This is a genomic window from Rhodoblastus sp. 17X3, from assembly GCF_030056575.1.
GTDB lineage: Bacteria > Pseudomonadota > Alphaproteobacteria > Rhizobiales > Beijerinckiaceae > Rhodoblastus.
Genome location: NZ_JASHHX010000005.1, coordinates 1 through 22,337 on the forward strand (window position 1 = coordinate 1; position 22,337 = coordinate 22,337).

Consider the following 22,337-nt stretch of genomic DNA (forward strand, 5'->3'; position numbering starts at 1 on the left):
TTGTTCCCTGTTTTTCTTCGCGAATACGAATGAAGTTCGCGTCTGAGGCGGGCTTGCCCGGACGCTAGGCTTCCTGGCGACTGCGCCGTATCAAGGAACATGCCAACAATACGACTTTGGTAAGCCGTTGAATCAACGTGATCTTTATGGACTTTGTGGCAAAGGTCGCGCGAAATTTCGGCGGCTGTTTAAAACTTGTGCAGATAGCGCCAGATAGGCCATTCAAGCGCACAGGAATTAATCAAAGCTGCGCAAAATTCACAGACGGCTCGCGCTTCAGCCGGATCAAACCCTCCTGGGCGACGGAGGCGATCAGGGCGCCGCTGCGCGAATAAAGGGCGCCGCGGCCGAATCCCAGCGCGCCTGAGGCGCTGGGGCTATCCTGCACATAAAGCATCCATTCGTCGGCGCGGAACGGGCGATGCAGCCAGAGCGCATGATCGAGGCTGGCGGCCTGGATGTCTGGATGGAACACGGAACGGCCATGCGCGATCAGCGAGGTGTCGAGCAGGGTCATGTCCGAGAGATAGGCCAGCGCGGCGCGGTGGATCGCCGGGTCGTCCGGCAGAGCCGCCGAGGTCCGGACCCAGATTCTCTGCACCTCGTCCGACTGCGGCCCCCGCGCGACAAAGCGGCTCGGGTCGACCGGACGCATTTCGATTGGCCGCTCGCGCTCGAAATAGCGGCGCACGGGTTCGGGCATGAACTGCCCGAATCGGCCAATGAATTCGCTCTCGTCGGGCAACTCTTCCGGCGGCGGGGCGTCGGGCGGCGGGAAGGCGTGATCCAGATTGTCGGGCTCGGCGTTGTGAAAGGACGCGGCGAGCGTGAAAATGATCTTGCCGTGCTGGATCGCCTGGCAGCGCCGGGTCGCGAAGCTGCGTCCGTCGCGCAGATGCTCCACCTGATAAAGGATCGGCGCCGAAGGATCGCCGCCGAGCAGGAAGTAGGCGTGCAGCGAATGAGCGCTGGCGTGCTCGACCGTGCGCTGCGCCGCGACCAGCGCCTGCGCGATCACCAGGCCGCCGAACACGCGCTGCCAACCGACCTGCGGGCTGCGGCCCCTGAAGACGTTCTCCTCGATCTTCTCGAGGTCGAGAATATTCAGGAGGTCGGTGATCGCCTTGGACATTTTTGGACCGCGCAATTCGCATAACCGGGCCGCCGCGACGGGAGTCGCGGCGAATTGGTTTAGAATGGAACGCTTTTTCACGGCTCCGTCAAGCGAGCGGGCGAAGCCTCACGGATGGAGCGATTCGCCATGGAGGGCGAGGTCGAGGCCGAGGCGCTCGTCGTCGGGCGAAACGCGCAGGCCGACAAGGAGATCGACGATTTTCAGGGCGATCGCCGTGCCCGCGACGCACCATAAGGTGACGATCGCGACGCCGGCGGCCTGAACGGCCAATTGATGGGCGTTGCCTTCGAGGAGACCGGAAACGCCCGCCTGGCCGGCCGTGGCGCTGACCGACGCGGTCGCGAAGACGCCCGCGAGGAGCGTGCCGAGCACGCCGCCGACGCCGTGGACGCCGAAGACGTCAAGCGTATCGTCATAGCCCAGCCTGGCCTTCAGCGCCGTCGAGGTCCAGAAGCACACCCCGCCGGCAAGCGCGCCGATGATGATCCCGTGCCACGGCAAGACAAAACCGGACGCCGGGGTGATCGTGCCCAGTCCGGCGACGGCGCCGGAAATCAGGCCGAGGACGGACGGCCGGCCATTATGGACCCATTCCAGCCCCGACCACACCAGAGCGCCAGCGCAGGCCGAGAAATGCGTCGCAACGATCGCATAGATCGCCCGGGATCCGATTCCGAGCGCCGAGCCGCCATTGAATCCGAACCAGCCGACCCACAGCAGTCCGAGGCCGACAAAAGCCATCGACAGATCGAAGGGCGCAAGATTTTCACGGCGATATCCCATGCGCTGGCCAAGCATCAGGGCCGCGACGAGGCCGGCCACGCCGGCGTTGATATGCACGACCGTGCCGCCCGCGAAATCGATCAGGCCCCACTCGGCAAGAAAGCCGCCGCCCCAGACCCAATGGGCGCTGGGGATGTAAACTATGAACAGCCAGAGCGCGCAGAACAGGCAGAAGGCCGAAAATTTCATACGTTCGGCGGTCGCGCCGCCGACCAGCGCGCAAGTGATCACGGCAAAGGTCATCTGGTAGGCGCAAAACAGCATTTCGGGGATGGTCCCAGCCAGTTTGCTGACCGAATCCAGGCCGATCGGGGCAAGCATGGCGGCGGAGGCGTCGCCGATCAGCGGACCGGAGCCGCGGAAAGCAAGGCTATAGCCAAGCACGAGCCAGAGCAGCGAGACGATCGCCGTTGCAGCGAGGCTCTGGGCCATGGTGGCCAGGACGTTCTTCTTGCGGACCATGCCCGCGTAGAAAAGCGCAAGGCCGGGAAGGGTCATCAGCAGGACCAGCGCGGTCGCCACGACCATGAAAGCCGTGTCGGCGGCGTCGATTTTTGTCTCCGCCGCCAAGGCCGGGACTGCGAAAAGGCAGGTTGCGACGGCGCCGAGGCCGACGACGGGAAGGCGATTTGTCATGGGGCGATCCGCTGGAGGTTCCGATCGGAGGCAAGAGCCGGAGGAAATGCGCGCCGCCTCAGAGGGCGTCGTCATCGGTCTCGCCGGTGCGGATGCGCCAGGCTCGCTCGATCGGGCTGACGAAAATCTTGCCGTCGCCGATATGGCCGGTATTGGTCGCCGCGCGGATGGCGTCGACGACAGCGTCGACCTGCTCGTCTTTCACGACGATCTCGATCCGCGATTTGGGGAGGAAGCTCACGACATATTCGGCGCCGCGATAAATTTCGGTATGGCCTTTCTGGCGGCCATAGCCCTTCGCTTCGCAGGCGGTCATGCCGTCGACGCGCAACTCCATCAGCTTTTCGCGAACGTCGTCGAGCTTGAATGGTTTGATGATGGCGGTGACAATTTTCATGATAGCGGCCAGATGAAGGAATCACGTTCATTGCGTGGCTTCGTCTGTGCCATTTATGGGCATATTGCACAAGAGATCGCCATGACCGAAAAGCTCGGTCATTGGTCGAGGTCACATATGCTCATTTGCTATTCAGTTTATGCGACGCCTCTCGTTCACTCCTCGATCCGTCGCGCCTCTTCCGGCAGCATGATCGGGATGCCGTCGCGAATCGGATAGGCAAGATGGGCGGCGAGCGAGACCAGCTCATTGCGCTCGCGGTCGTAGCGCAAGCTGGTCTTGGTCAGCGGACAGACGAGGATTTCCAGCAGGCGCGGATCCACGACGGCGGTTTCGGCGGCGGAGGGCGTCGCGGCGGGCGAGTCGTTCATCTTGATATCCTATTGCAGCGGCCTGGCCGCCTTGGTGGCGCGGGAAAGCGCGATTTCGCCGAGCGCGAGCAGCAGCTCGGCGCGCGTCGCGAGGTCGGGCGCCTCCAACAGGGCCTGTTTCTCGGCGTGGTCGAACGGGCCGATCATGGCGAAGATCGCGATCATGTCGGCGTCCGGCATGGATTCGACGTCCTTGCGCGCGATTTCGAGTTGCAGCGCCTGGGCGAGGTCGAAGGCGACGGCGTTCAGATCGGTCCGCTGCTTCGCCGGGACGGTTTCTTCCGGCGCGAAATCTTCCTCGAAAACGCTGAAATCCACATTGGCCCTGCGATAGGGCTCGGCCGACTCCACTTCGGACAGGATGCGGAAGCGGGCGATGCCGCTGAGCACGACGAAATAGCGCCCGTCGCCCGTTTCCGACAGCTGGGTGATGCGTCCCGCCGCGCCGACTGGCCGCAGTTCGGCCTTTTCGCCGGGAGGCGCGTCCACGCCGGAGAGCGGCTGGACCATGCCGATGATCCGCTCGCCGCGCATCGCCTCGTCGAACATGGCGAGATAGCGCGGCTCGAAAATATTCAGCGGCAACTGCCCGCCCGGCAGCAGGATCGCCCCCGATAAGGGAAAGATCGGGATCGATTCCGGCAGGTCCGAAGGCCCGAGATAAGTCTTGTTCATCGCCATGGACGATCCAGTCATGAAAACAGGAGCGACGACAATTGCCGTCGGGCCGAACGCGTCGTCGGGTCGACCGGCCCCCAGCTGTCGAAAAACTGCAGCAGCAATTTCCGAGCCGAATCGTCGTTCCAGCTGCGTTCACGCTTGATGATGTTCAGCAGTTCCTGCGCGGCGCCGTCGCGACGGCCCGCCGCATTGAGCGCCACGGCGAGATCATAGCGGGCCTGATGGTCGGTGGGAACATTTTCGACGCGGGCCAGCAGATAGGCAAGATCGCCGACCGCGCCGGCCTGTTCCTGCAACGCCAGCGCGGCGCGCGCGGCGGCGACCGCCGGGACATTGGCGTGCTGGGCGGGAATGGCGTCGAGCAATTCCCTGGCCGCGGCCAAGGCCCCCTGCGCGATCCTGACGCGAGCGACGCCCGCAAGCGCGCCGGCGTGCTCCGGCTCGACGCCCAGGATTTGGGCGAAAACGGCTTCGGCCGCATCGGATTCTCCCGATTCGAGCAGCGCCTGCGCCTCGGCGAACAAGGCCTCGACATCGGGCCCCGCCGGTCCCAGCCAGCGGTCGATGAAAGCCCTGATCTCGCCTTCCGGCAGCGCGCCCATGAAGCCGTCGACCATCTGGCCGTTCTGGAACGCGACCACCGCGGGAATCGACTGGATGCCGAGCTTCTCGGCGATCTGGGGATATTTGTCGATGTCCATCTTGGCGAGGCGCACCCTGCCGCGCAGCGAGGCGACGACTTTTTCGAGAATCGGCGTCAATTGCTTGCACGGCCCACACCAGGGAGCCCAGAAATCGATCAGCACCAGGCGGCGCAGCGATTCCTCCATCACCTCGGCGCGGAAACCCTGCAGGGTCACGTCGATGATGTCCGCTCCCGCCGCGCCGTTCGAAGGGGAAAAGGGCTTTTGTTCCGCTGGCTGCATTGCGCGTCCTGTTCGTCCTGGCGCGGTCCCCCGGACCGCGTTTGACGGGTAAAATGGAGGTTCAAGGACTGTTTCGCAACCGTCCGCGCGTTTTCCGCACGGCAAGAAGGGCTTTTCCGGCCCGATGACAAATTCACGAAAAAACCCGCCAAAGCCCTGTTGCAATGTCCCGGGCTTTGCGGCATATAGCCCCCACGACGCGGTTGCGTCGTCCCACGGATGCGGGTGTAGCTCAGGGGTAGAGCACAACCTTGCCAAGGTTGGGGTCGAGGGTTCGAATCCCTTCGCCCGCTCCAAAATACCAGAAATCGTTGATTTCGCAGAATCCCGGCCGATCAGATCGGCCGGGATTGCGCGTTTTAAGCGCCTTTCCGTTCATGGTCGGAACCGTCCCATGTCCCGCCCCACCTGCATCATTGCGTGAAATCTGGAGCGTCGGCCGCCGCGTCCAGAACCTGCCAAGCCCCACAAAGCAGGCCGTGCGGCGGTTTTCGTTCAGGCCGCGCGCATTGGATTCCAACTTCCCAAAACAACACGAGCGCCGGCGGGGGGCGCCGGCGCTCGTATCGATGGGCCCGAGATCAATTCGGGCGCACATTCCTCATGCGTTCGTCGCCGCGGAAAAGTAAATGAACGGGTGTCCGTGCGGCGGGTCGACTGTCGAGGCCGCGAACTGGACGCTGCTGGCGAAGCTCCCGGCATTTTGCCCGAGCAAACCGAGATTGGCCGCGGGCGAACCGCCTTCAAGGAGCAGGGCCGCCACCGCGGCTGGGCCGCTTTGTGTCGATCCGGCGCCTCCGGCGACCGGCGGGTCGGTCATCACCAGGAACTGCGGCGCGGAACTAGCCGTTTCGCCCGTGGTCAGATTATTCGCGGTGATGATCAGATTGGCGACCGGCTGACCCGTTCCTGTATAGGTCGACGACAATGTGAGGTTGGAAATCGGCGCACCCGTCGTCCCGGTGGTCTCGGCGATGGTCCAGGTGAATGTGCCGTCCGCCTGTTTCGCGTTCGAGACGCTATAGCCGCTCGGCGCGCTGATGGTCTCGTAGGACGGCAGCCCCCTGATGACCACCGAAAGACGGTCGTCGCCATCGACGGGCGTCGCCGTGACGCCCAACGCCACCGACCCGCCCGCCGCAACAAGCAGCGCCGAATTGGCGAGGGTCAGAACTGGCGCTTCCGGCCCCTTGTCCTCGTCCACCGTCAAGGCGCGGGTCGCCTGCGCGGCCGCGTTTCCAGCGGCGTCGGAGACATTGGCCGTGACCGTATAGGCGCCGTCGGCGAGGGCGAGGGCCTGGGCGCCGGTGAGGGCAACCGACCATGCGTTGTTGGTGGGGACAGCGGCCGTATAGTTGCCGACCACCGCATTCGTGCGATCGATGAGCTTGACGCTAACCACCTGGCCGGTCTCCGCGCCGGAGGTCTTGCCGCTGATCGAGAAGCCGGCGGCGGCCTCGGTCCCACTGAGGATATCGTTTCCGGCGATCGTGCTGATGGTGACGGTCGGGGCGGTGGTGTCGATTTTCAGAGTTCCGGCCGGATTCCTGGCCGCGCCGCTCACCACGGCGGCGTTTCCGGCCAGATCCTTGATGCTGCCGCCGTTGACCTGAAGCGACGAGACCGTCAGATCGGACGTATTCTGCCCTGCCGCGACGACATAGGTGAAAGCCAGCGCTTTCGTGCCGGAGCCGCCCGCATAGGTCGCGACCCCGCCGTCGTTCAGCGCCAGAGTGGGCGCGCCTGCGACGAATACGCTCTCGCTGAAATTCACTGTCAACGTCACGGATTTGCCGGCGTTCAGATTCGCGGTGGCCGGGTTGGCGATGACGGAAGACACGGTCGGCGCCGCTGTGTCCAGCGTAGCGACGAAGATCGGCGACGGCGCCGAGACATGGCTCACGGCGTCGGTGGCGGTGGCGGTGAGATTGTTGACGCCCTGCGCCAGCGTGATGTTGCTCGCCGTGGTCCAATTGCCCCCGCCGTCGGCGGCGGCGGTCGCGACCAGAATCGCGCCATCGTAGAGGTTGACGGTGGCGTTGGCCTCGGCGGTTCCGCTGACTCCGACGGAGGCGACATTGGTAGTTCCGTCGGCCGCGCTTGTTCCATTATCGGGCGAGATGCCGGAAATAGCGGGGGCCGCGGGCGCTGTCGTGTCGAGCGTGGCGACGAAAATCGCGGAGGGCGCGGAGATATTGCCGGCAGCGTCGGTCGCCGTTGCCGTGAGATTGTTGACGCCCTGCGCCAGCGTGATGTTGCTCGCCGTGGTCCAATTGCCGCTTCCGTCGGCGGCGACCGTCACCACCAGGGTCGCGCCGTCATAGAGCGCGACGGTGCTGCCGGCCTCGGCGGTTCCACTGACGGCGACGGTGGCGGCCGAGGTGATCCCATCGGTCGCGCTCGTCCCCGTGTCCGGAGAGATCCCGGAAATGACCGGGAGGCCCGGCGCCGCCGTGTCCAGGCTTGCAACATAGGTCGCAGACGGCGCGGAGGCGTTGCCTGCGGCGTCCGTCGCCGTGGCGGTGAGGTTGTTGACGCCCTGCGCCAGCGTGATGTTGCTGGCAGTGCTCCAATTGCCCCCGCCATCGGCGGCGACGGTCGCGACCAGAATCGCGCCATCGTAGAGGTTGACGGTGGCGTTGGCCTCGGCGGTTCCGCCGACTGCGACGGAGGCGATATTGGTGAGGCCGTCGGCCGCGCTCGTCCCGCTGTCAGGCGATATGCCGGAAATGGCCGGGAGACTGGGCGCCGCCGTGTCGAGCGTGGCGACGAAAATCGCGGAGGGCGCGGAGACATTGTTCAAGGCGTCGGTCGCAGTCGCGGTGATGTTATTTACGCCCTCCGCCAGGGCGACGTTGCTCGAGGTCGCCCAAGCGCCGTTGGAGCCGGCGACCAGCGTCACCACCAGAATTCCGCCGTCATAGAGCTGGACGCTGCTGCCGGCCTCGGCGGATCCGCTGACCGCGACAGAGGCGACATTGGTGATCCCGTCGGACGCGCTCGTCCCGCTGTCGGGCGAGATCCCGGCGATGGACGGCTGAGCCGGCGGCGTCGTGTCGAGCGTCGCGACGAAGGCCCCTGAAGGCGCAGAGGCATTCCCCGCGGCGTCGGTTGCTGTGGCGGTGAGGGTATTGACGCCTTCCGCCAGAGTGATGTTGCTCGACGTCGTCCAGGCGCCGTTGGAATCGGCGACCAGCGTCGCAATCAGGGTCGCTCCGTCGTAAAGCTGGACCGTGCTGCCGGCCTCGGCGGTTCCGCTGACGGCGACAGACGCGATATTGGTGAGGCCGTCCGTCGCGCTCGCCCCGGCGTCGGGCGAGATCCCGGCGATGGACGGGGCGTCCGGAACATTGGTGTCGATGCGCAGGATCCCGGCGGGATTGGCGGCGGCGCCGTCCAGAATGGCCAGGTTTCCCGAGGCGTCCCTGATGTCGCCGCCGTCCGGCACGAGCCCCAGCACGGTCAGATCGAATGTATTTTGTCCTGGCGTGACGACATAGGTGAAGGCCAGCGCGTTCGTGCCGGAGCCACCCGCATAGGTCGCGATTCCGCCGTCGTTCAGCACCAGATAGGGCGACCCGGCGACAATGACGCTGTCGCTGAAATTCACCGTCAAGGTCACCGACTTGCCGGCGTTGAGACTGGCGTCGCCCGGATTGGCGACGACGGACGCGACAACCGGCCCGTTGCTGACCGTGAAAACATCGGCGTTCGAGAGTTGGCTTGCGCCGGCCGCGTTGGCCTCCGTCGCGGTGACGCTATGGCTGCCCCCCACGACCGGGGTCGAGAAGGTGAAGACCCAGCCGCCGTCGCTTCCGACCGTCGTCGTCCCGGCGGAAACGCCGTCGAGGAAGACATTGATGGTGTCGCCGCGATAGCCCGTTCCGGTGACCTGAAGCCCATTGCTGGGGGCAAGGCCGCCGATGCTCGGGGACGTGATGACGGGCGACGGCGGGTTCACGAGCACCCGCGCGGTCGCAGTGCCCCACCAGGCGCTCGATCCCGCCGGAATGCTGACTTTCGAAGGATCGTTGCTGAAGAATTCGTTGGAGATCCAGAAGGCGTTCGGGTCGTTGGGATCGACGACGACGGAAGAAGAAACGCCCCAGCGCTGCACGCCGGTCGTCGGATCGGCGCCGCCCAGCGGGTTGTTGGCGACCGGGGCCGAACTCGCCTGAAACAGCACCGGCGCGCCGAAGTCCTCGTTGCGCCCGGCGACGATGTAATAATCGGCTGGATAGATCGACGCGCCGGAAGCGGTGAAATTGATCAGCACGTCGCCGGCGCCATTGACGGCGATGGACGCGTTGAAGAGCGCGACGTCCGAACTGAAGCCGAGCGACGTGGCGGAAATGTCGCCGCCCTGGACCAGGACAGGCTGGGTCACGCCATCCGTGGCGTTGGTGACGTCGAGCTGGAACCATTCGAGTTGCGGCTGCGTCGCGCCCGCGGGCATGACCAGGCTGACGCCATAGACGTAATTATGGCCGTCGATCGAAGCATAGGCGAGACTCTTGATGGTTCCGCCGCCGGCGTTGATCGTCGCGCTCGTCCCGGCCTGGGCCACGACGAAATCATTGCCGCCGCTCCCCTGGTCGCTGTTGCCGAGCGCGAAATTCTGCATCGGGGTGAAGGCGCCGGAGTTGGCGTCATAGGTCTGGTAATTGAGATAGGTCTGCGAACCATTGGAATAGGAGGCGATCAGAAAGGTGGCGCCATCGCCGCCCGAGATGGAACTGAAATGGCCGTTGTTGAGATTGGTGAGCGTATTGACGCCCGGCGAGGCGGTGGTGATTGTCGCGCCATTGACGACATCGGAAAGCGGAACGACGAAGGTCTTCGTGCCGCCGCTGACCTGCGCCGTGATAACGACATTGGAGCCGTCGACCGAAAGGCCGGGCATGTCCGTGGAGCTCGATCCCGTCGCCAGCGTGGAGACGCTCCAGCCAAGGTCGGGATTGGTGGTGGTCGCGATGTCGATATCGATATTGTTGGTGGAGACGTAATAGACGAGCGCGATCCCGACATAGAGGCCCGAGGCGCTGTCATAGGTGAAACGCGTGTCCAGCAAGGATTTGACGTCGCTCGCGTTCGGGGCCGAGGCGAAGACGGAATAGAGGCTCTGCGTCTTCGTCACATTGGTCGACAGATTGGTCCATTGGAGACGCGACGTCTCGCTCGTCACCACGAAATCCGTTCCCGCGGCCAAGGCGTTTTGCGGGGGCCAGTTGGTCGAGTCGGTAATGCCGGGAATCTGGTTGGTGACCAGGGACGAAGCCACCATCGGCGTGGCGGAATAGAAATCCAGGATCGGCGCTGTCCCGGTTTCGCCGATCGGCGCCAGGCCATAGAGGTCCAGGATCGTCGCCAGCAGCGCATATTGATTGGCGGCCTGGTTGTTGAGAACGCCGGCCGGAACGCCCGCCCCGAGGACAATGGTCGCGATCTGGTTCGGGTAGCTGCCATCGCTGCCTTCGTCGAAAGTGATGACCAGCAAGGAATTATTCGCCTGCGCCCAAGCGGCATAGGCCATCATGTTGACGAGCCACGCATCGCCGGAGGCGACCGTATTCGTCATGTTGTTCAGGTCGCTCGGCGTGACGAAGGAAACGGTCGGAAGCGCGTCGAAACCGGCCGCGGTGGTCGGGAAAGCCGAGAAGGGCAGCCCGACGCCCGCGGAACTGTCGAATTCCTGCCAGGGCATGTGCCAGGGCGCCGCGCCGGACTCGGCATAGCCCGCGAAGGTCAGTCCGGCATTGGCCAGGCTGCTCGCCAGCGTCGGGACATAGCTCGGGTAAGTCGAAGGCACGGTGTCGTCGGTCACGCCCTGCGTCGAACCGGAAAAGAGCGCGAAATAATTCGGCTGGCTCGGATGGGCGACCGCGTTGAAATTGGTGAACAGCATGCCCATCGAGGCGAGCAGGTTCAGATTGGGCGCCTGTGGATTGCCGATGACCTGGGAAAAGCCCTTGTTTTCAAGGTTGAGGACGACAATGTGGCTCGGCGCGGCAGTCATGATGGCGCTCCCTGTGACTTGTCACGGCGCGTTGGCGTTGCGTGGATGATTGCGCCGTTCCGAACCTGGCCTGAGCCTCTCATTCGGGCGCGCGAATAAGGCTTATTCGGCGAAAAATCCTGCGGAAGCGGTACGCCCCGCTACGCCTTTGGGCTGCGCGGATTATTCGCCATGAGGTTCGGCGCGCGTGCGCGACGGCGCCCGGCTCATTCGCCATTATGGCGCTTGAGCACCTCCAGCAGGGGAGCAGAGGTCGCCAGCGCCTTGTCAGATTTCTGCGTTCCCCAGGAATAGGCGTAGTCGAACACGGGATGCGCGATCCATTCGCGCCAAAGGTCCAGAATGCGGCGCAATTCTTCGGCGTTCGGCAGGCGGTAGCCGCCCCCTTCCGATCGCCATTCGCCTCCGCCGAACGTCTGGTAAATGGGCACGACCTGCGCATCGGATATTCCGATCCGCCGGCCCGCCTCGACGAAGCGGCCGATCATGGCGAAATCGCATTCCCGCCAGTCGCGGCGGCACGGATAAGGCGCGATTCCGAACAGGTCGACATGACTGTTGTCGGGACGCAGCGCGGCGTCAAAAGCCGGCGCGGCGGAGGTCCCGACATTCATCAGGGCGATGAAGGTCACGACTCCCGCGCGGCGCGCGTGGATCCAGTCGGACTCCGCGCGCAGGCCCTCTGCCGGGCAAGGCCGCCGCCAGCGCCCCGACGGATCGGGATCGTCCATCAAATAGAAGCCGAACAATTTTGGATGATCGATGACGGACTCGACCAGCCCGCGAAAGCGCGCGTCGGCGCCGTCGCAACTGCCGACCCACATCAGCCCCATCACGTCGCGGGGCAATGAGTCCAGAACCTCGGCGCTCGAGACATCCGCCAGATTAAAGCCAAAGTCGCGCGGGACAAAACGGCCTCCCGGATCGAAATTGCCGTTCACCGCGAAATGGCGCGGCGCTTTCACGGCGTCGTCCGCGGCGGCGTCCCACGAGCCCAGCGCCGTCGGGGCGATCAACAGGATTGCGCCGAGCCAGATTTTTCGCCAGCGCAACCCCATGACGCCCTCCTGCCGCGGGCGAGGTTTCCCTCGCGCGAAGATTCGTTCCCTGCCGCTCGATGCGAAGAAAAAGGCGGCGGTCATCCCGCTCCGACGGCGACCTCGTTCAATTGCGCGACGATGGCGCGCTCCGCCTGACGGACATTGTCGTCGAGCGATTCGCCATCGGCCGAGCTGAGAGCCAGAACCGGCCGCCCGCGCCGGCCGAGCAGTCCGTCGATCCGCCGCGCCAGCGCCGCCTGTTCCGGCGCCTCGACGCGCCTTTCCTCGAACAGTCGGCCCACGCGGCCGACCAGTTCCATGCGCCGGCTGATCCGGGACTCGATATCCTTGACGGGCGCTTCGACGCGAATGGCCAGATCGGAATGCGGAACGACGTCGAGCAGGCCGCCGATCGTCGCATCGTCAATGCCCGGCTGCACCTCGGCGATCGAAGCGATAGCCTGGATATAGGCCTGATCGAAAATCCAGGTCTTTCGACTCCGGGCCGCCTGGGTCCAGGCGTTGGAAAGCCGCGCCAGATATTGCCGCATGCGAAGCGCACGGAAAATCTCGCCCTGAGGCAAGGCCTGCGTCAATTCGCTGACTACGCGCCCGGAGCCGCCGGCGCCCGGATTCTTCGCGACATGGAACATCAGTTCGCAGGCTGGCGCCACCAGCCGTCGAAAGGCGTCGGAAAAGGGCTGCGGCTGGGGCGCCCCCGCGCTGGAAGTCTCGCCGGGCCGCGCGCTGAGCCTGAGCATGACCGGATAGCCTGCCGCGCGGAGGTGATTGGCGAGGCTGATCGCAAGGGTCGTCTTGCCGGAACCCGGCGGGCCAAAAAATTCGAGGATCAACGCCGCCTCCACTCGCAACACGCTCTACTCACAACACGTCCCACACGGCCTGCTTGACCTTGCGGGTTACATCTTCCAGCGGCGCTCTCGCGTCGATGCAGACAATTTTCGCGCCCGGAAACTGTAGCCGCTCCAGACTGGCCAGGCGCTCCACAATCAGCGCCGGATTCATGTCCGGCTCACGCCGCTGGACGGTTTCAGGACCGACCTGGAGCTTGACGACCAGATCGGGCGGCGCGCGATGCGCCCGCATATAGATCGCCTGTTCGAACCGACGGAGCCAGTCGGGCGCTAAGGGCAGCCGGTAGAGCAGCGGGCCGTCGTTGAAATTCTCGATTTCGTTCTGCGGGTAGCGGTCGGTGACGACAATGAAGCCGCGCCGCGCAGCACGCTGGATGGTGATCAGCTTGTGCCGCTTGTCGAGCGCCACGGCCATCGCCCAGACGGCGAACAACGCCGAATAGACAGGCCCCGGCGGTCGGTCGGAAATTTTGCCGTGCGACGCGCCTTTCGGCTTGGTCTTGATGAAGCGGGCGATCACTCCGGCAAGGGCCTTGAACGGCGCCAGGACCAGCGAAGGCGCCCCGTCGCCGGTGCCGAAATAGACCCTGACGACATCGATTTCCGGTCCGAGCCACTTGCGGATCATCGTCGCCGCCGTGCTCTTGCCCGAGCCGTCCACGCCGACGAAGGCGATCACGAGCCCGCCGCCCGGCGCGCGCCGTCCCCAGATGCGGGGCGTTTGCAGATGGCGCCGGTTGAAGGCCCCGAACAGAAAAGCCAACGTCCGCGCCGCGCCGACCAGCGCCGCCTCGACGCCGCCGCAACGGCGCTGCAACGACAACGCGCCGGCGACTTCCCGGCGCAAACCGGCGGATGCGCCCATCGGATCGTCAATGATCGCGCGGACGACCCGCCCGGCGAGATCGGCGTCGAAAATTTCCTCGGCGGCGCAGCGCAAGGCGACGCTGTCAATCAGCGGCGCAAGCTCGGCGAAATCCTTGCGGAATTTTTCGTCGATCTGCTCGCGGCGCGCAATCTGGACCGGATCGAGGCGGCTGAATTCAAGCTGGCCGCGCACGAACAACAGCAGCGCCGCATCTTCCGGGGCGAGCACGCGCGGATTGCGGCCGGGCAGGAGGCGGCTGCGCTCCAGAAAAGCCGTCTCGCTCGGCAGGCGGGCGTTCTTGAACAGGGACGGACCCAGGATCAGCCGGAAATGGACATGGGCGTGCAGCAAAACCCCGCTGGCCTGATCGAAGCCAAGGAAGCTCGTCATCGCCGGGTCGTCCCGGCCCGGCCCGTCGGGCGCCAGCTTGAAGCCGCAATCGACGAGGATTTGCAGAGCCTGCTGGCGATCGCCCCGCGCAATCAGCAAATCGAGGTCGGAGCGTCCGGCGTAGGCGTCGGGCAGACGAGTCGGGCTCTTCCAGCTGCACCAGGCGAGACCGGCGTGCTCGAAAGCCTCAAACAGGCGCGCGTAAAGCGGCGGCGGCGCGGGTCGATCGCTTTCGACCCCATGAGCCGGCATGGCCATTGAAACATTCATTCCGCCGCCCCCCCGATCACGATATGGCGCTCCGCGGGCTTGGACTGGCCTTTGTCTTCCGGCCTGGCCTCCGTCGTGTTCTCCGCCGTTGGCCTGGCCAGCGAGACAATCCACTCCTGGCCGTCCGGCAAGCGCCGGGCCTCCCCTTTGGGCGCAGGCAGCCGAGCGCGGAGCGATCCCATGCGAAGCGCGGTAAGCTTCGAGAACTGGGCTTCCCAATTTCCGAAGCCGCTGGCGGACGGCGCTTCCGCGTCCGTCAGCGCAAAAAAAACCTTGCGGCGCGGACGGCCGGAGCGCGACGCCTCCCCCGAGGCCGAGACCTCCCGCAGCGATGTTGCGACGTCCCGATATTCCGTCGCTCCCGCCGCGACATTGAGGACGACGGAATCCGCCAGCCTGACCATCACCCGCGCCGCCGGCGACGCCGAGGTCGACGGAGCCGCCAGCACGATCCAGTCGTAGCAGCGGCGCATGTCCTGAAGCGTCCGGGCCAGCGCGCCTGAAGCCGCCTGCGCAAGCAGGTCGGCGCGATCGGCGGCCAGCAGGCAGAAATGGATCTGCGCGCCGCCGAGCCGCGCCGCATCGGCGGCCTCGGCATATTGCGCCGCCATTGAATCATCGTCGGCCACCGCGAGCAGCACGCTCTTCATGCGCGACGCCGCCAGGGCCAGATCAAAGGCGAGATCGTTCGGCCTCGATCCGCCCGCCGAGGCGACCACGACCGTCTGTTTGGCCTTGGCGCCGGGAGCAAGGAAGATATTGACGGCCATCTCCTCGATCGCCGCGTCGTAATCCGCTGCGTTCCTTTGCGACGAATTCATTTTTCCCGCCTGATACAGCTTCGGCGGCGCCGATCCGGCGACCGGATAGGGGAATATCCGGCGCAGATCGCCTATGCTGCGGACGCGACGATCAAGGCGTCCGAGCAGCAGCGCCAGCGCGACGCCAAACAGGGCGGAGGCGATGATCGCCGGAACGATGATGAGGATCGGGCGCGCGGAGCTGGGCTGCTCCGGCGGGCGGGCCAGGGCGTAAACCTTGATAGGCGGCGACAGCGCCAGAATCTGCCGGCGATTGGCGGCCTGACGCTGCGCAAGAGTCTGGTTCAGCCTTTCCGCGTCAAGCTCCTGCTGGATTTCGGCGACGCGGGCGTCCGCCTTGCTCACGGCGGCGGCGTCAGCGTCCGGGCTTGCATCCAGTTCCTTTCGATCGGCCAGGGCCTGCCGATATTTGCCTTCGAGCTCGTCGATCCGGCGCATTTGCCGCGCCGCCGCTTCCGCCGCCGTCGAGGCGTCGGGTGAGAGGCTTTCATCGACATAGGCCTGCGCGATTTCATTGGCCACGCGCGCCGCCACCTCGGGCGACCGGGCGGTGAAATTGACGGAGATCAGATGGGAGCGCAATTCCTGCATCACCTTGAGGTGACGCTCGATGTCCAATGCGCTCTTGAAGCGACCCCTCAACAGCTCGTCATTGTCCATTTCCGCCAGCGCGCGGTCGAGATTCGACCGCGAGGTCAGCATGGCGATATGCGTGTCAATGGCGCCGTCGTCGGCGCGGCGCGCGCTTTCGGCGGTCTCGCTGTCGCTGTAGATGAGCAGCGCCTTGGCGGTGTAGCGCGGCATTAGAACCAGCGCCGAGAAAATGGCGAGCGCCGCGCCGACGCCGATGCAGGTCAGCACGAGCTTCCTGCGCTCGAACAGGGTTTGAATCATGCCGGTGAAATCCGGCCCCGCGCCATCGCCCGACGGGCCGTCGTCGCGCTCGGGCGGCTCGGCCCTGACTGGCGCAATGGCCGCAATCCGGTTTGGCCCGGACGATATCTTGAGTCGCCTTGTCATGCTTCCATCCTCGCGCGCAGAGCAGACGTCAAATAAGGTCCGGCCGTCCGGCGAAGGACGTTTTCAGGTTGCGCCGACCGCGCGCCGACGAGAGCGCCGCAAACCAGAAACCAGACGAAGGGATGCCGAAAAACGACATGGAAACTGCCGAAGGCGTTGATGGCGAGCAAGGCCGCCAGCATGCCGTCGGCGCCAACGCGCCAGGCGCGCCAGAGCCCCAGGCCGACGATCAGGAGATAGTCGCAGACCGCGAGGAGGCCGCCTTGCACGAAGAGTTCGAGCAGGGTGTTATGCGCTTCGAAATTGGGGGCCAGCCCCGCCGTGGGATGCTGCATGTTCATGGGCTCGTTGCCCGAGCGTCGGCCAGCCAGAACGATATTGGGAATTTCCAGATGCGGCCCCGGACCGAGGCCGAGCAGCCATGAATCGGCGCCGCGTTGCAGAGCCTGTTTCCAGAGCTCGATGCGGACGGAGGAATCCTCCAGTTCGTTCCGGCTGTCGCGCGCGAGGCCGCTGGCGTCGGGCAGAAGATTGCCTCCCTCACTGATCACCGGCAGCGTGACCAACGCGATATAGACAACCAGCGCGCCGGCCGCTGCGCTGAAGGAAAGCGCCGGAATTTGCTGGTGCTCGAGCCGCAGCAGCCAGCGCGACGCCTTGGCCATCAGGAAAAAACCGAGGCCCCCGACGGCGACAATGACATAGGCGTTGCTCTTGGCCTGCCAGCCCCCGACGATGGCCAGGGCGCAGCAGAAGATCGCGAGCGAGCGGCGCGAGCCGGATTCGACATCGGCGAGATGCAGCGAGAGAAAGGCGATCAGCAGGCAGAGCAGCGCAAACTGGTTGGGGTTCGAGGTCCAGCCGCGCATCCGGTCCCAGTACCATGGGTCGATTTCCGTCAGGACAAACAGGCCGGCGGCGTTGGCGAGCTGAAAGGCCAGCAGGACGCTGCCCGAAATCGTGATCGCCCATTGCACCCGCCTCATGCGCTGCGCGGCGGCGGGGCCAAGCGTCAGCAAAAGGCAGATCACAGCCACCAGGCCGTCCGCGACGACGTCATGCAACCCGAGCGAGCCGTCGAAATGAACGCCCGACGCAATGGTGCGCATCATCCCGAGGCAGAGAGCGAAGGCGAAGATCGCCCAGAAAGCCGAAATCTCCAGGCTGGCCCGGGTCACTGCCCATTCCGACCGGATGAATTTGCGCGCCAGCGTTCCGGCGATCCAGGAGGCCAGCAGGATTTCGCCCGGCCCGGCAAAGGACGTCTCCGACCGGAACTGCGTCGTCATCGCCAGCTGCATGCCGAGCGCGAGCGTCCAGTCCAAAATCCGATCGAAGCGTGAGACGGGCATGAGGTTGAACTTTCCCTGTCGTCGGCGCGGCCGCAGCTTCTATTCAGCGGCCTGACCCAACGTCGGCCCCGACGCTCCGGGCGGCTCCGCGAGCGCGCGCCGCAGACGCGCCCTCGTCATCAGGCGCTCGTAAAGCGCGGCGTGGCGGTCGACGACATTGTCCAGGCTGAAGGTTCGCCGGATGAGCGCCGGTCCGCGCGCGCCCATTGCGGACGCTGCTTCACGGTCGTCGAGCATCGCGATCACGCGGTCGGCCAGGGCGCGCGGATCGCGCAATGGCGTCAGCAGGCCGCTCCATTTGTCTTCGATCACTTCCCGGCATCCGGGAATGTCGGACGCGACGATCGGCAGGCCGGCCAGCGCCGCCTCCATCACGGCGCGCGGCACGCCTTCGGCATATTCCGTCGGGAAGGCGAAGATATCGGCCATGGCCAGAAGCGACGGCACGTCGCTGCGCGAGCCCGGCGCGACGACATAGCCGGCGTGGCGTTCGAATTCCTCGGCGCGCATGGCGAAGGGACCTTCGCCCTCGCGCGGGCCGACGATCAGGAATTTGACGTCCGGGTGAGTGGCGTGAACCAGCTCCGCCGCCTGAAGCAGCGCGGGAATTCCCTTCTGGCGAGTCACACGGGTCGCCGTGATGACGACCGGGGAGTCGCCCAGCCCCAGCTCCTTGCGCAAGGCCTCGCGCGAGGGGCCCTCGGCGCGGGCGCGCTCGAACCCTTCGACGTCGATTCCCGCACCGGGGATGATTTCCGGCTCGCTGTCGCCCAGCAGGTGATTGTCGGCGAAGAATTTGAAATCGCCATTATGCTCGAACACCGTCGCGCTGGCCGCCTTCGCCGCCCGCCGCTGCAGAGGGTGATAGAGGCAGCGCAGCGCCAGGGCGCTCGCCGAGCGCGACGAATAGATCCAGCCGCGTCCATTGATGGTCCGCACGAGGATCGTACGCAGGTCGCGGGGCGCCGCCAGCGCGACCATCACGCTGAGCTTGCTGTCGAAACAATGCGCGACATCGGCGTCCACGCTGGTCAGGAGCTGCGACAATTCCCGCATGCTGCCGATATCGCGGAGCGGCGAGACGAAGCGCCCGAAATGGATTGGCCTGAACGGCACGCCCGCTTCGGCGAAGGGCCTGGGATCGCCGCTGGCCGCCGCCGTCACGCGATAGCCTTTCGCCTTCAGAGCGAGCATGAAGGGAAGCCGCATGAAATGATCTTCGCCGCCGATGAAAAGCAGATGTGCGGACACGGGGCTTCCCTTCCATTTTCCTTGGCGCAATGCGCCCTTCCTCGAAAAAATGCTCGGCCCGAAGCGGCGCGGGGTCAATCTTCCCCTTGGCTTGCGCGGCGCCAAATGGACGGAGACGAAACAGCCCAGCTATCGCCAAAGGAGGATGCCGCTACGCCTTAAGAAGTAGCCGCCGGGGCCGCGCCTTCGAGGGCTTCGGCCTCGCGCTTCGCCAGCCGCGACTTGAATCCCGCCCAGACCAAAGCCAGTCCGGCCAGCGTGCCGCTCGCGCCCGCCGCCGACATCAGCCAGATCGTCGCGAGCGCGCCCATGTCCATTCGGGCGCCGAAGAAAATCGCGCCGAAGACCAGCGCGCAGGTGCTCAGTTCGGCCGTGAAGCGCATGATCTGGAAGCGATAGATCGAAGTGATCTCGACGAAGGGCGCGGCAAGCGCCTGCGCAGCGGCGAAGATGGAAAAGGCGAAGCAGATCTGCCCGGTCGCCGCCCATTTGGCGCCGAGCAGCGGGCCGGCGAAGGATGGAGCCAGCGCGCCGAACGCGAGGATAGGCAGGCAGACGAAAATCACGCTGACCAGGAGGATCTTGCCCGCGAGCGCCTTGACGGCCCGCGTCCCCGCGCCGCCGCAGACCTCGGAGGTGAATATATGGCCGAGCGACAGCGAGATGACCGCGACGGGCGCCAGCACCAGCCGGTAGGCCATGCCGACCAGTCCGGCGATCTCCGCGCCAAACAGAGAACCGAGCAGGATCGGCGGCGCGTTGGCGACCATTTGCGAGGCCACATGGGCCGGCATGACGTAAAGCGGAAAGCGCCGGTTCTCGCCGGCGTTGCGCGTGAGTTGCGACAGCGGCGGGCAGAAGACTTCCCTGACCTCGGAAGCGCGCAAGGTGCGCAGGAGGATGAAGCTGGAATAGAGAACATGACTGATCAGATGGGCGGCAATGAGCGAAACGGCGGAACCGCCGGCAAGGCCCGCCGCGAGTTGCAGCGCCGTCATCGTCGCGGGCTGCACGAAACGCGCGAGCGCCAAAGTCTTCATGGCGTTGCACCGCACCGCCCAGGCGGACGTCGCGGCCCAAAGCCCCGCCAGCAGCACGCCGAGCGGCGTCAGCAGGCCAAGCGTGGCCGAAGCCGGCGCCAGGGCGCCCGGCAATCGCGCGCCGAACAGGCTCAGGGCGGCGGCGGCGCAGAGCGACAGGACAAGGATCGTGGCCATCGCAAGGGCCAGGATCGGCCGCGCATGTTCCCGGGACGCAGCGCCGTAAAGCGCCGAGTCGAACTTCAGCCCGGCGATGGGGCCGCAAATATTGGCGATGGAGAGATAGATCGTGAACAGGCCGAAATCTGCGGGCGTGAATTGGCGCGACAGCAGCGGCAGCGCCAGGACGAAGGTCAGCTGGCCCATAGCGGTCATGCCCGACAGGCCTGCCGCCTTGCGCGCCAGCGGACCGAAGCGCGCGAAAAGGTCTCGACGGGCGATCAGCCGCATCGGATGAAATTCGCTTGCTCTCATTTGATGAGAAGCCCCAATCGATCGCCCGATTGCGCGGGCGCCTTCGCATCGGCCGGCGCCGGCGGCGGCGCGTGGCGCGCCGTCAGGGCGCCCAGCGTCATGAAGATGATCTTCAGGTCGGCGCGCAGCCCGATCTCGTCCAGATAGTCGCGGCAGAGTTTGAATTTCATCGGCATCAGCGTTTCGCGGTAGAAGCGCGCGGGATCGCTCGCGCCATCCAGAAGCGCGCCCTCGTCGCGCAGGACGATCGAGGCGTAATCGGTGACGCCGGGGCGGACCGAAAGCAGGATCTCGCGCTGCTCCGGCGTGTAATGCGTCATGAGGTCCGGCGTTTCCGGCCTCGGCCCGACCAGCGACATGTCGCCGACCAGCACGTTGAGCAATTGCGGAAGCTCATCGAATTTGGCGGCGCGCAGCCAGGAGCCGACCCGTGTGATGCGGGCGTCGCCATTGGCGGTGAAATTGGGGCCTGCGCCTTCTGCGTCCGCGCGCATGGTGCGGAATTTCATGATGCGGAATGGAACGCCATGGCGTCCAACGCGGGTCTGCCGGAAGAACACCGGGCCGGAACTGTCGCATTTGATCGCCGCCGCGATCGCCGCGAACAGCGGGAGGCACAGGGCGAGACCACACGAGGCGGCGCAGATGTCGAACAGGCGCTTCAGCGCCATGGCGCGCCGGGGCGGCGGCGCAAGCGCCGGCGAGGGTGGGCGTTCGCCCACTTCCGAATCGAGAGCTGCGTCCATGGCGTGTCACCCAAGTTCGTCGTGCAAGAGCGAAATGACCTGATCGGCTTCGTCCCGGGTCATTGCGGGAAACAGCGGCAAGGTCATGGCGCCCTCAAAATAGCGATCGGCGTTGGGAAATTCACCGGCTGCGCCCGGCCGCGCGCGCCAGAAACTCATCTGGTGCAGCGGGCGGTAATGAACGGAGACGCCGATGCCGGCGTCGCCGAAACGGCCGATCAGTTCGTCTCGGCTGCGGCGCGCGTCGGCGTGGACGCGGATCGGAAACAGATGCCAGGAATGCAATCCGTTGCCCGGAGCGAGTGGCGGCAGGTCAATCGGCAAGCCCGCCAGCGACTGCAGATAATATTCGGCGACGGCCTGCCGGCCCTGCTGAAATTCATGGGCGCGGCGAAGCTGCTCGACGCCGATGGCGGCGGCCAGATCGGTGAGGTTATATTTAAAGCCGGGCGCGACGATGTCATAGGACCAGCTGGCGCCGACGCGGCTGAAACGGTCGAATGCGTCACGGTCCAGCCCATGGGTGCGCATGATGCGCGCCCGCCGCGCAATCTCGGGATTGCGGGTCACCAGCATGCCGCCTTCGCCGGTGGTGATCGTCTTGTTGGCGTAGAAGCTGAACACGCAGGCGTCGGTGTCCCAGGCGCCGATCAGCCGCCCATGCCGGTGCGCGGGCAGGGCGTGCGCGGCGTCCTCGATGACTTTCAGTCCATGTTCGCGCGCGAAAGCGCCGATGGCGTCGAGATCGCAGGGCCAGCCGCCGAAATGAACCGGCACGATCGCCTTGCAGCGCGGCGTCAGCCTGCGCGCCGCATCGGCGAGATCGATGGTCAGGGTGACCGGATCGACGTCGACCAGCACCGGCTCCGCGCCGAGATGCTGGAACACCGCCGCGGAAGCGGTGAAGGTGAGCGTCGGGACGAGGACTTCGTCGCCCGGCCCGATTCCGCAGGCCTCCGCCGCCAGATGCAGGCCCGCGGTCGCCGAATTGACTGCGATGGCCTCGACGCCGCCGCCGAGGAATTCCGCGAAGTTCCGCTCGAACTCCTGGCATTTCCGGCCCGTGGTCAGCCAGCCGGAACGCAGGACTTCGATGGCGGCCTGGACCTCGTTTTCACCGATCGACGGACGGAAGAAAGGTACGGACATGCGGGCGCCTCGAAATTGCTTTACCTGATGCAGATTGCGAGTTTCCCGGCGCGGGCGTTAGTTCGCTTTCAGGCGGCGGCGACCGCCTTTTGTTGC

The 22,337-nt window shown here is 65.5% G+C and carries 16 protein-coding genes and 1 tRNA gene; 1 reads left to right on the plus strand and 16 read right to left on the minus strand.

All coding sequences use genetic code 11. The annotated features are described in order from the left end of the window. Positions 1-241: 241 nt before the first annotated feature. The 6 genes from tesB to trxA form a co-directional block, all read right to left on the minus strand. Positions 242-1,132: an acyl-CoA thioesterase II gene (gene tesB / locus QM467_RS06725; RefSeq protein ID WP_283365537.1), complete on the minus strand. Its 891-nt coding sequence runs from the start codon at positions 1,130-1,132 to the stop codon at positions 242-244. A gap of 108 nt (positions 1,133-1,240) precedes the next feature. Then, complete coding sequence (locus QM467_RS06730; RefSeq protein WP_283365538.1) at positions 1,241-2,554, minus strand: ammonium transporter; 1,314 nt, start codon at positions 2,552-2,554, stop codon at positions 1,241-1,243. A 58-nt stretch (positions 2,555-2,612) separates the two neighbouring features. Continuing rightward, complete coding sequence (locus QM467_RS06735) at positions 2,613-2,951, minus strand: P-II family nitrogen regulator (RefSeq protein ID WP_283365539.1); 339 nt, start codon at positions 2,949-2,951, stop codon at positions 2,613-2,615. A 155-nt stretch (positions 2,952-3,106) separates the two neighbouring features. Beyond that, a complete protein-coding gene (locus QM467_RS06740; protein WP_283365540.1) occupies positions 3,107-3,322 on the minus strand; it encodes a Trm112 family protein in 216 nt (71 codons plus the stop codon). Positions 3,323-3,331: 9 nt separating this feature from the next. Further along, positions 3,332-4,003: an LON peptidase substrate-binding domain-containing protein gene (locus tag QM467_RS06745; RefSeq protein WP_283365541.1), complete on the minus strand. Its 672-nt coding sequence runs from the start codon at positions 4,001-4,003 to the stop codon at positions 3,332-3,334. Positions 4,004-4,014: 11 nt separating this feature from the next. Continuing rightward, a complete protein-coding gene (gene trxA / locus QM467_RS06750) occupies positions 4,015-4,929 on the minus strand; it encodes a thioredoxin (RefSeq protein ID WP_283365542.1) in 915 nt (304 codons plus the stop codon). A 221-nt stretch (positions 4,930-5,150) separates the two neighbouring features. On the opposite strand from trxA, the gene QM467_RS06755 reads away from it, so the two are divergent. After that, a tRNA-Gly gene (locus tag QM467_RS06755) sits at positions 5,151-5,225 on the plus strand. Positions 5,226-5,530: 305 nt separating this feature from the next. Here QM467_RS06755 and QM467_RS06760 read toward each other — a convergent pair. The 10 genes from QM467_RS06760 to QM467_RS06805 form a co-directional block, all read right to left on the minus strand. Then, the gene (locus QM467_RS06760; RefSeq protein ID WP_283365543.1) at positions 5,531-10,945 is read right to left on the minus strand and encodes an Ig-like domain-containing protein; all 5,415 of its coding nucleotides are present in this window, start codon (positions 10,943-10,945) and stop codon (positions 5,531-5,533) included. Positions 10,946-11,151: 206 nt separating this feature from the next. After that, the gene (locus QM467_RS06765; RefSeq protein ID WP_283365544.1) at positions 11,152-12,003 is read right to left on the minus strand and encodes a hypothetical protein; all 852 of its coding nucleotides are present in this window, start codon (positions 12,001-12,003) and stop codon (positions 11,152-11,154) included. Positions 12,004-12,083: 80 nt separating this feature from the next. Further along, positions 12,084-12,839, minus strand: coding sequence for a hypothetical protein (locus QM467_RS06770; RefSeq protein WP_283365545.1), 756 nt, complete (start codon positions 12,837-12,839; stop codon positions 12,084-12,086). 28 nt (positions 12,840-12,867) lie between these two features. Then, positions 12,868-14,388, minus strand: coding sequence for a hypothetical protein (locus QM467_RS06775; RefSeq protein WP_283365546.1), 1,521 nt, complete (start codon positions 14,386-14,388; stop codon positions 12,868-12,870). After that, on the minus strand, positions 14,385-16,229 hold the full coding sequence (locus QM467_RS06780) for a Wzz/FepE/Etk N-terminal domain-containing protein (protein ID WP_283365547.1): 1,845 nt from the start codon (positions 16,227-16,229) through the stop codon (positions 14,385-14,387). Before QM467_RS06780 ends, QM467_RS06775 begins: the two co-directional genes overlap by 4 nt. Beyond that, complete coding sequence (locus QM467_RS06785; protein ID WP_283365548.1) at positions 16,226-17,581, minus strand: O-antigen ligase family protein; 1,356 nt, start codon at positions 17,579-17,581, stop codon at positions 16,226-16,228. The genes QM467_RS06780 and QM467_RS06785 overlap by 4 nt, the downstream gene beginning before the upstream one ends. Before the next feature lie 39 nt (positions 17,582-17,620). Continuing rightward, entirely contained in the window at positions 17,621-18,832 is a 1,212-nt protein-coding gene (locus QM467_RS06790; RefSeq protein ID WP_283365549.1) for a glycosyltransferase family 4 protein, read from the minus strand. Positions 18,833-18,990: 158 nt separating this feature from the next. After that, positions 18,991-20,346 (minus strand): lipopolysaccharide biosynthesis protein, encoded by a 1,356-nt coding sequence (locus tag QM467_RS06795; RefSeq protein WP_283365550.1) that lies wholly within the window; start codon positions 20,344-20,346, stop codon positions 18,991-18,993. Further along, on the minus strand, positions 20,343-21,092 hold the full coding sequence (locus QM467_RS06800) for a sugar transferase (RefSeq protein WP_283365551.1): 750 nt from the start codon (positions 21,090-21,092) through the stop codon (positions 20,343-20,345). Before QM467_RS06800 ends, QM467_RS06795 begins: the two co-directional genes overlap by 4 nt. A 6-nt stretch (positions 21,093-21,098) precedes the next feature. Next, on the minus strand, positions 21,099-22,241 hold the full coding sequence (locus tag QM467_RS06805) for a DegT/DnrJ/EryC1/StrS family aminotransferase (protein ID WP_283365552.1): 1,143 nt from the start codon (positions 22,239-22,241) through the stop codon (positions 21,099-21,101). Between the last annotated feature and the right edge of the window lie 96 nt (positions 22,242-22,337).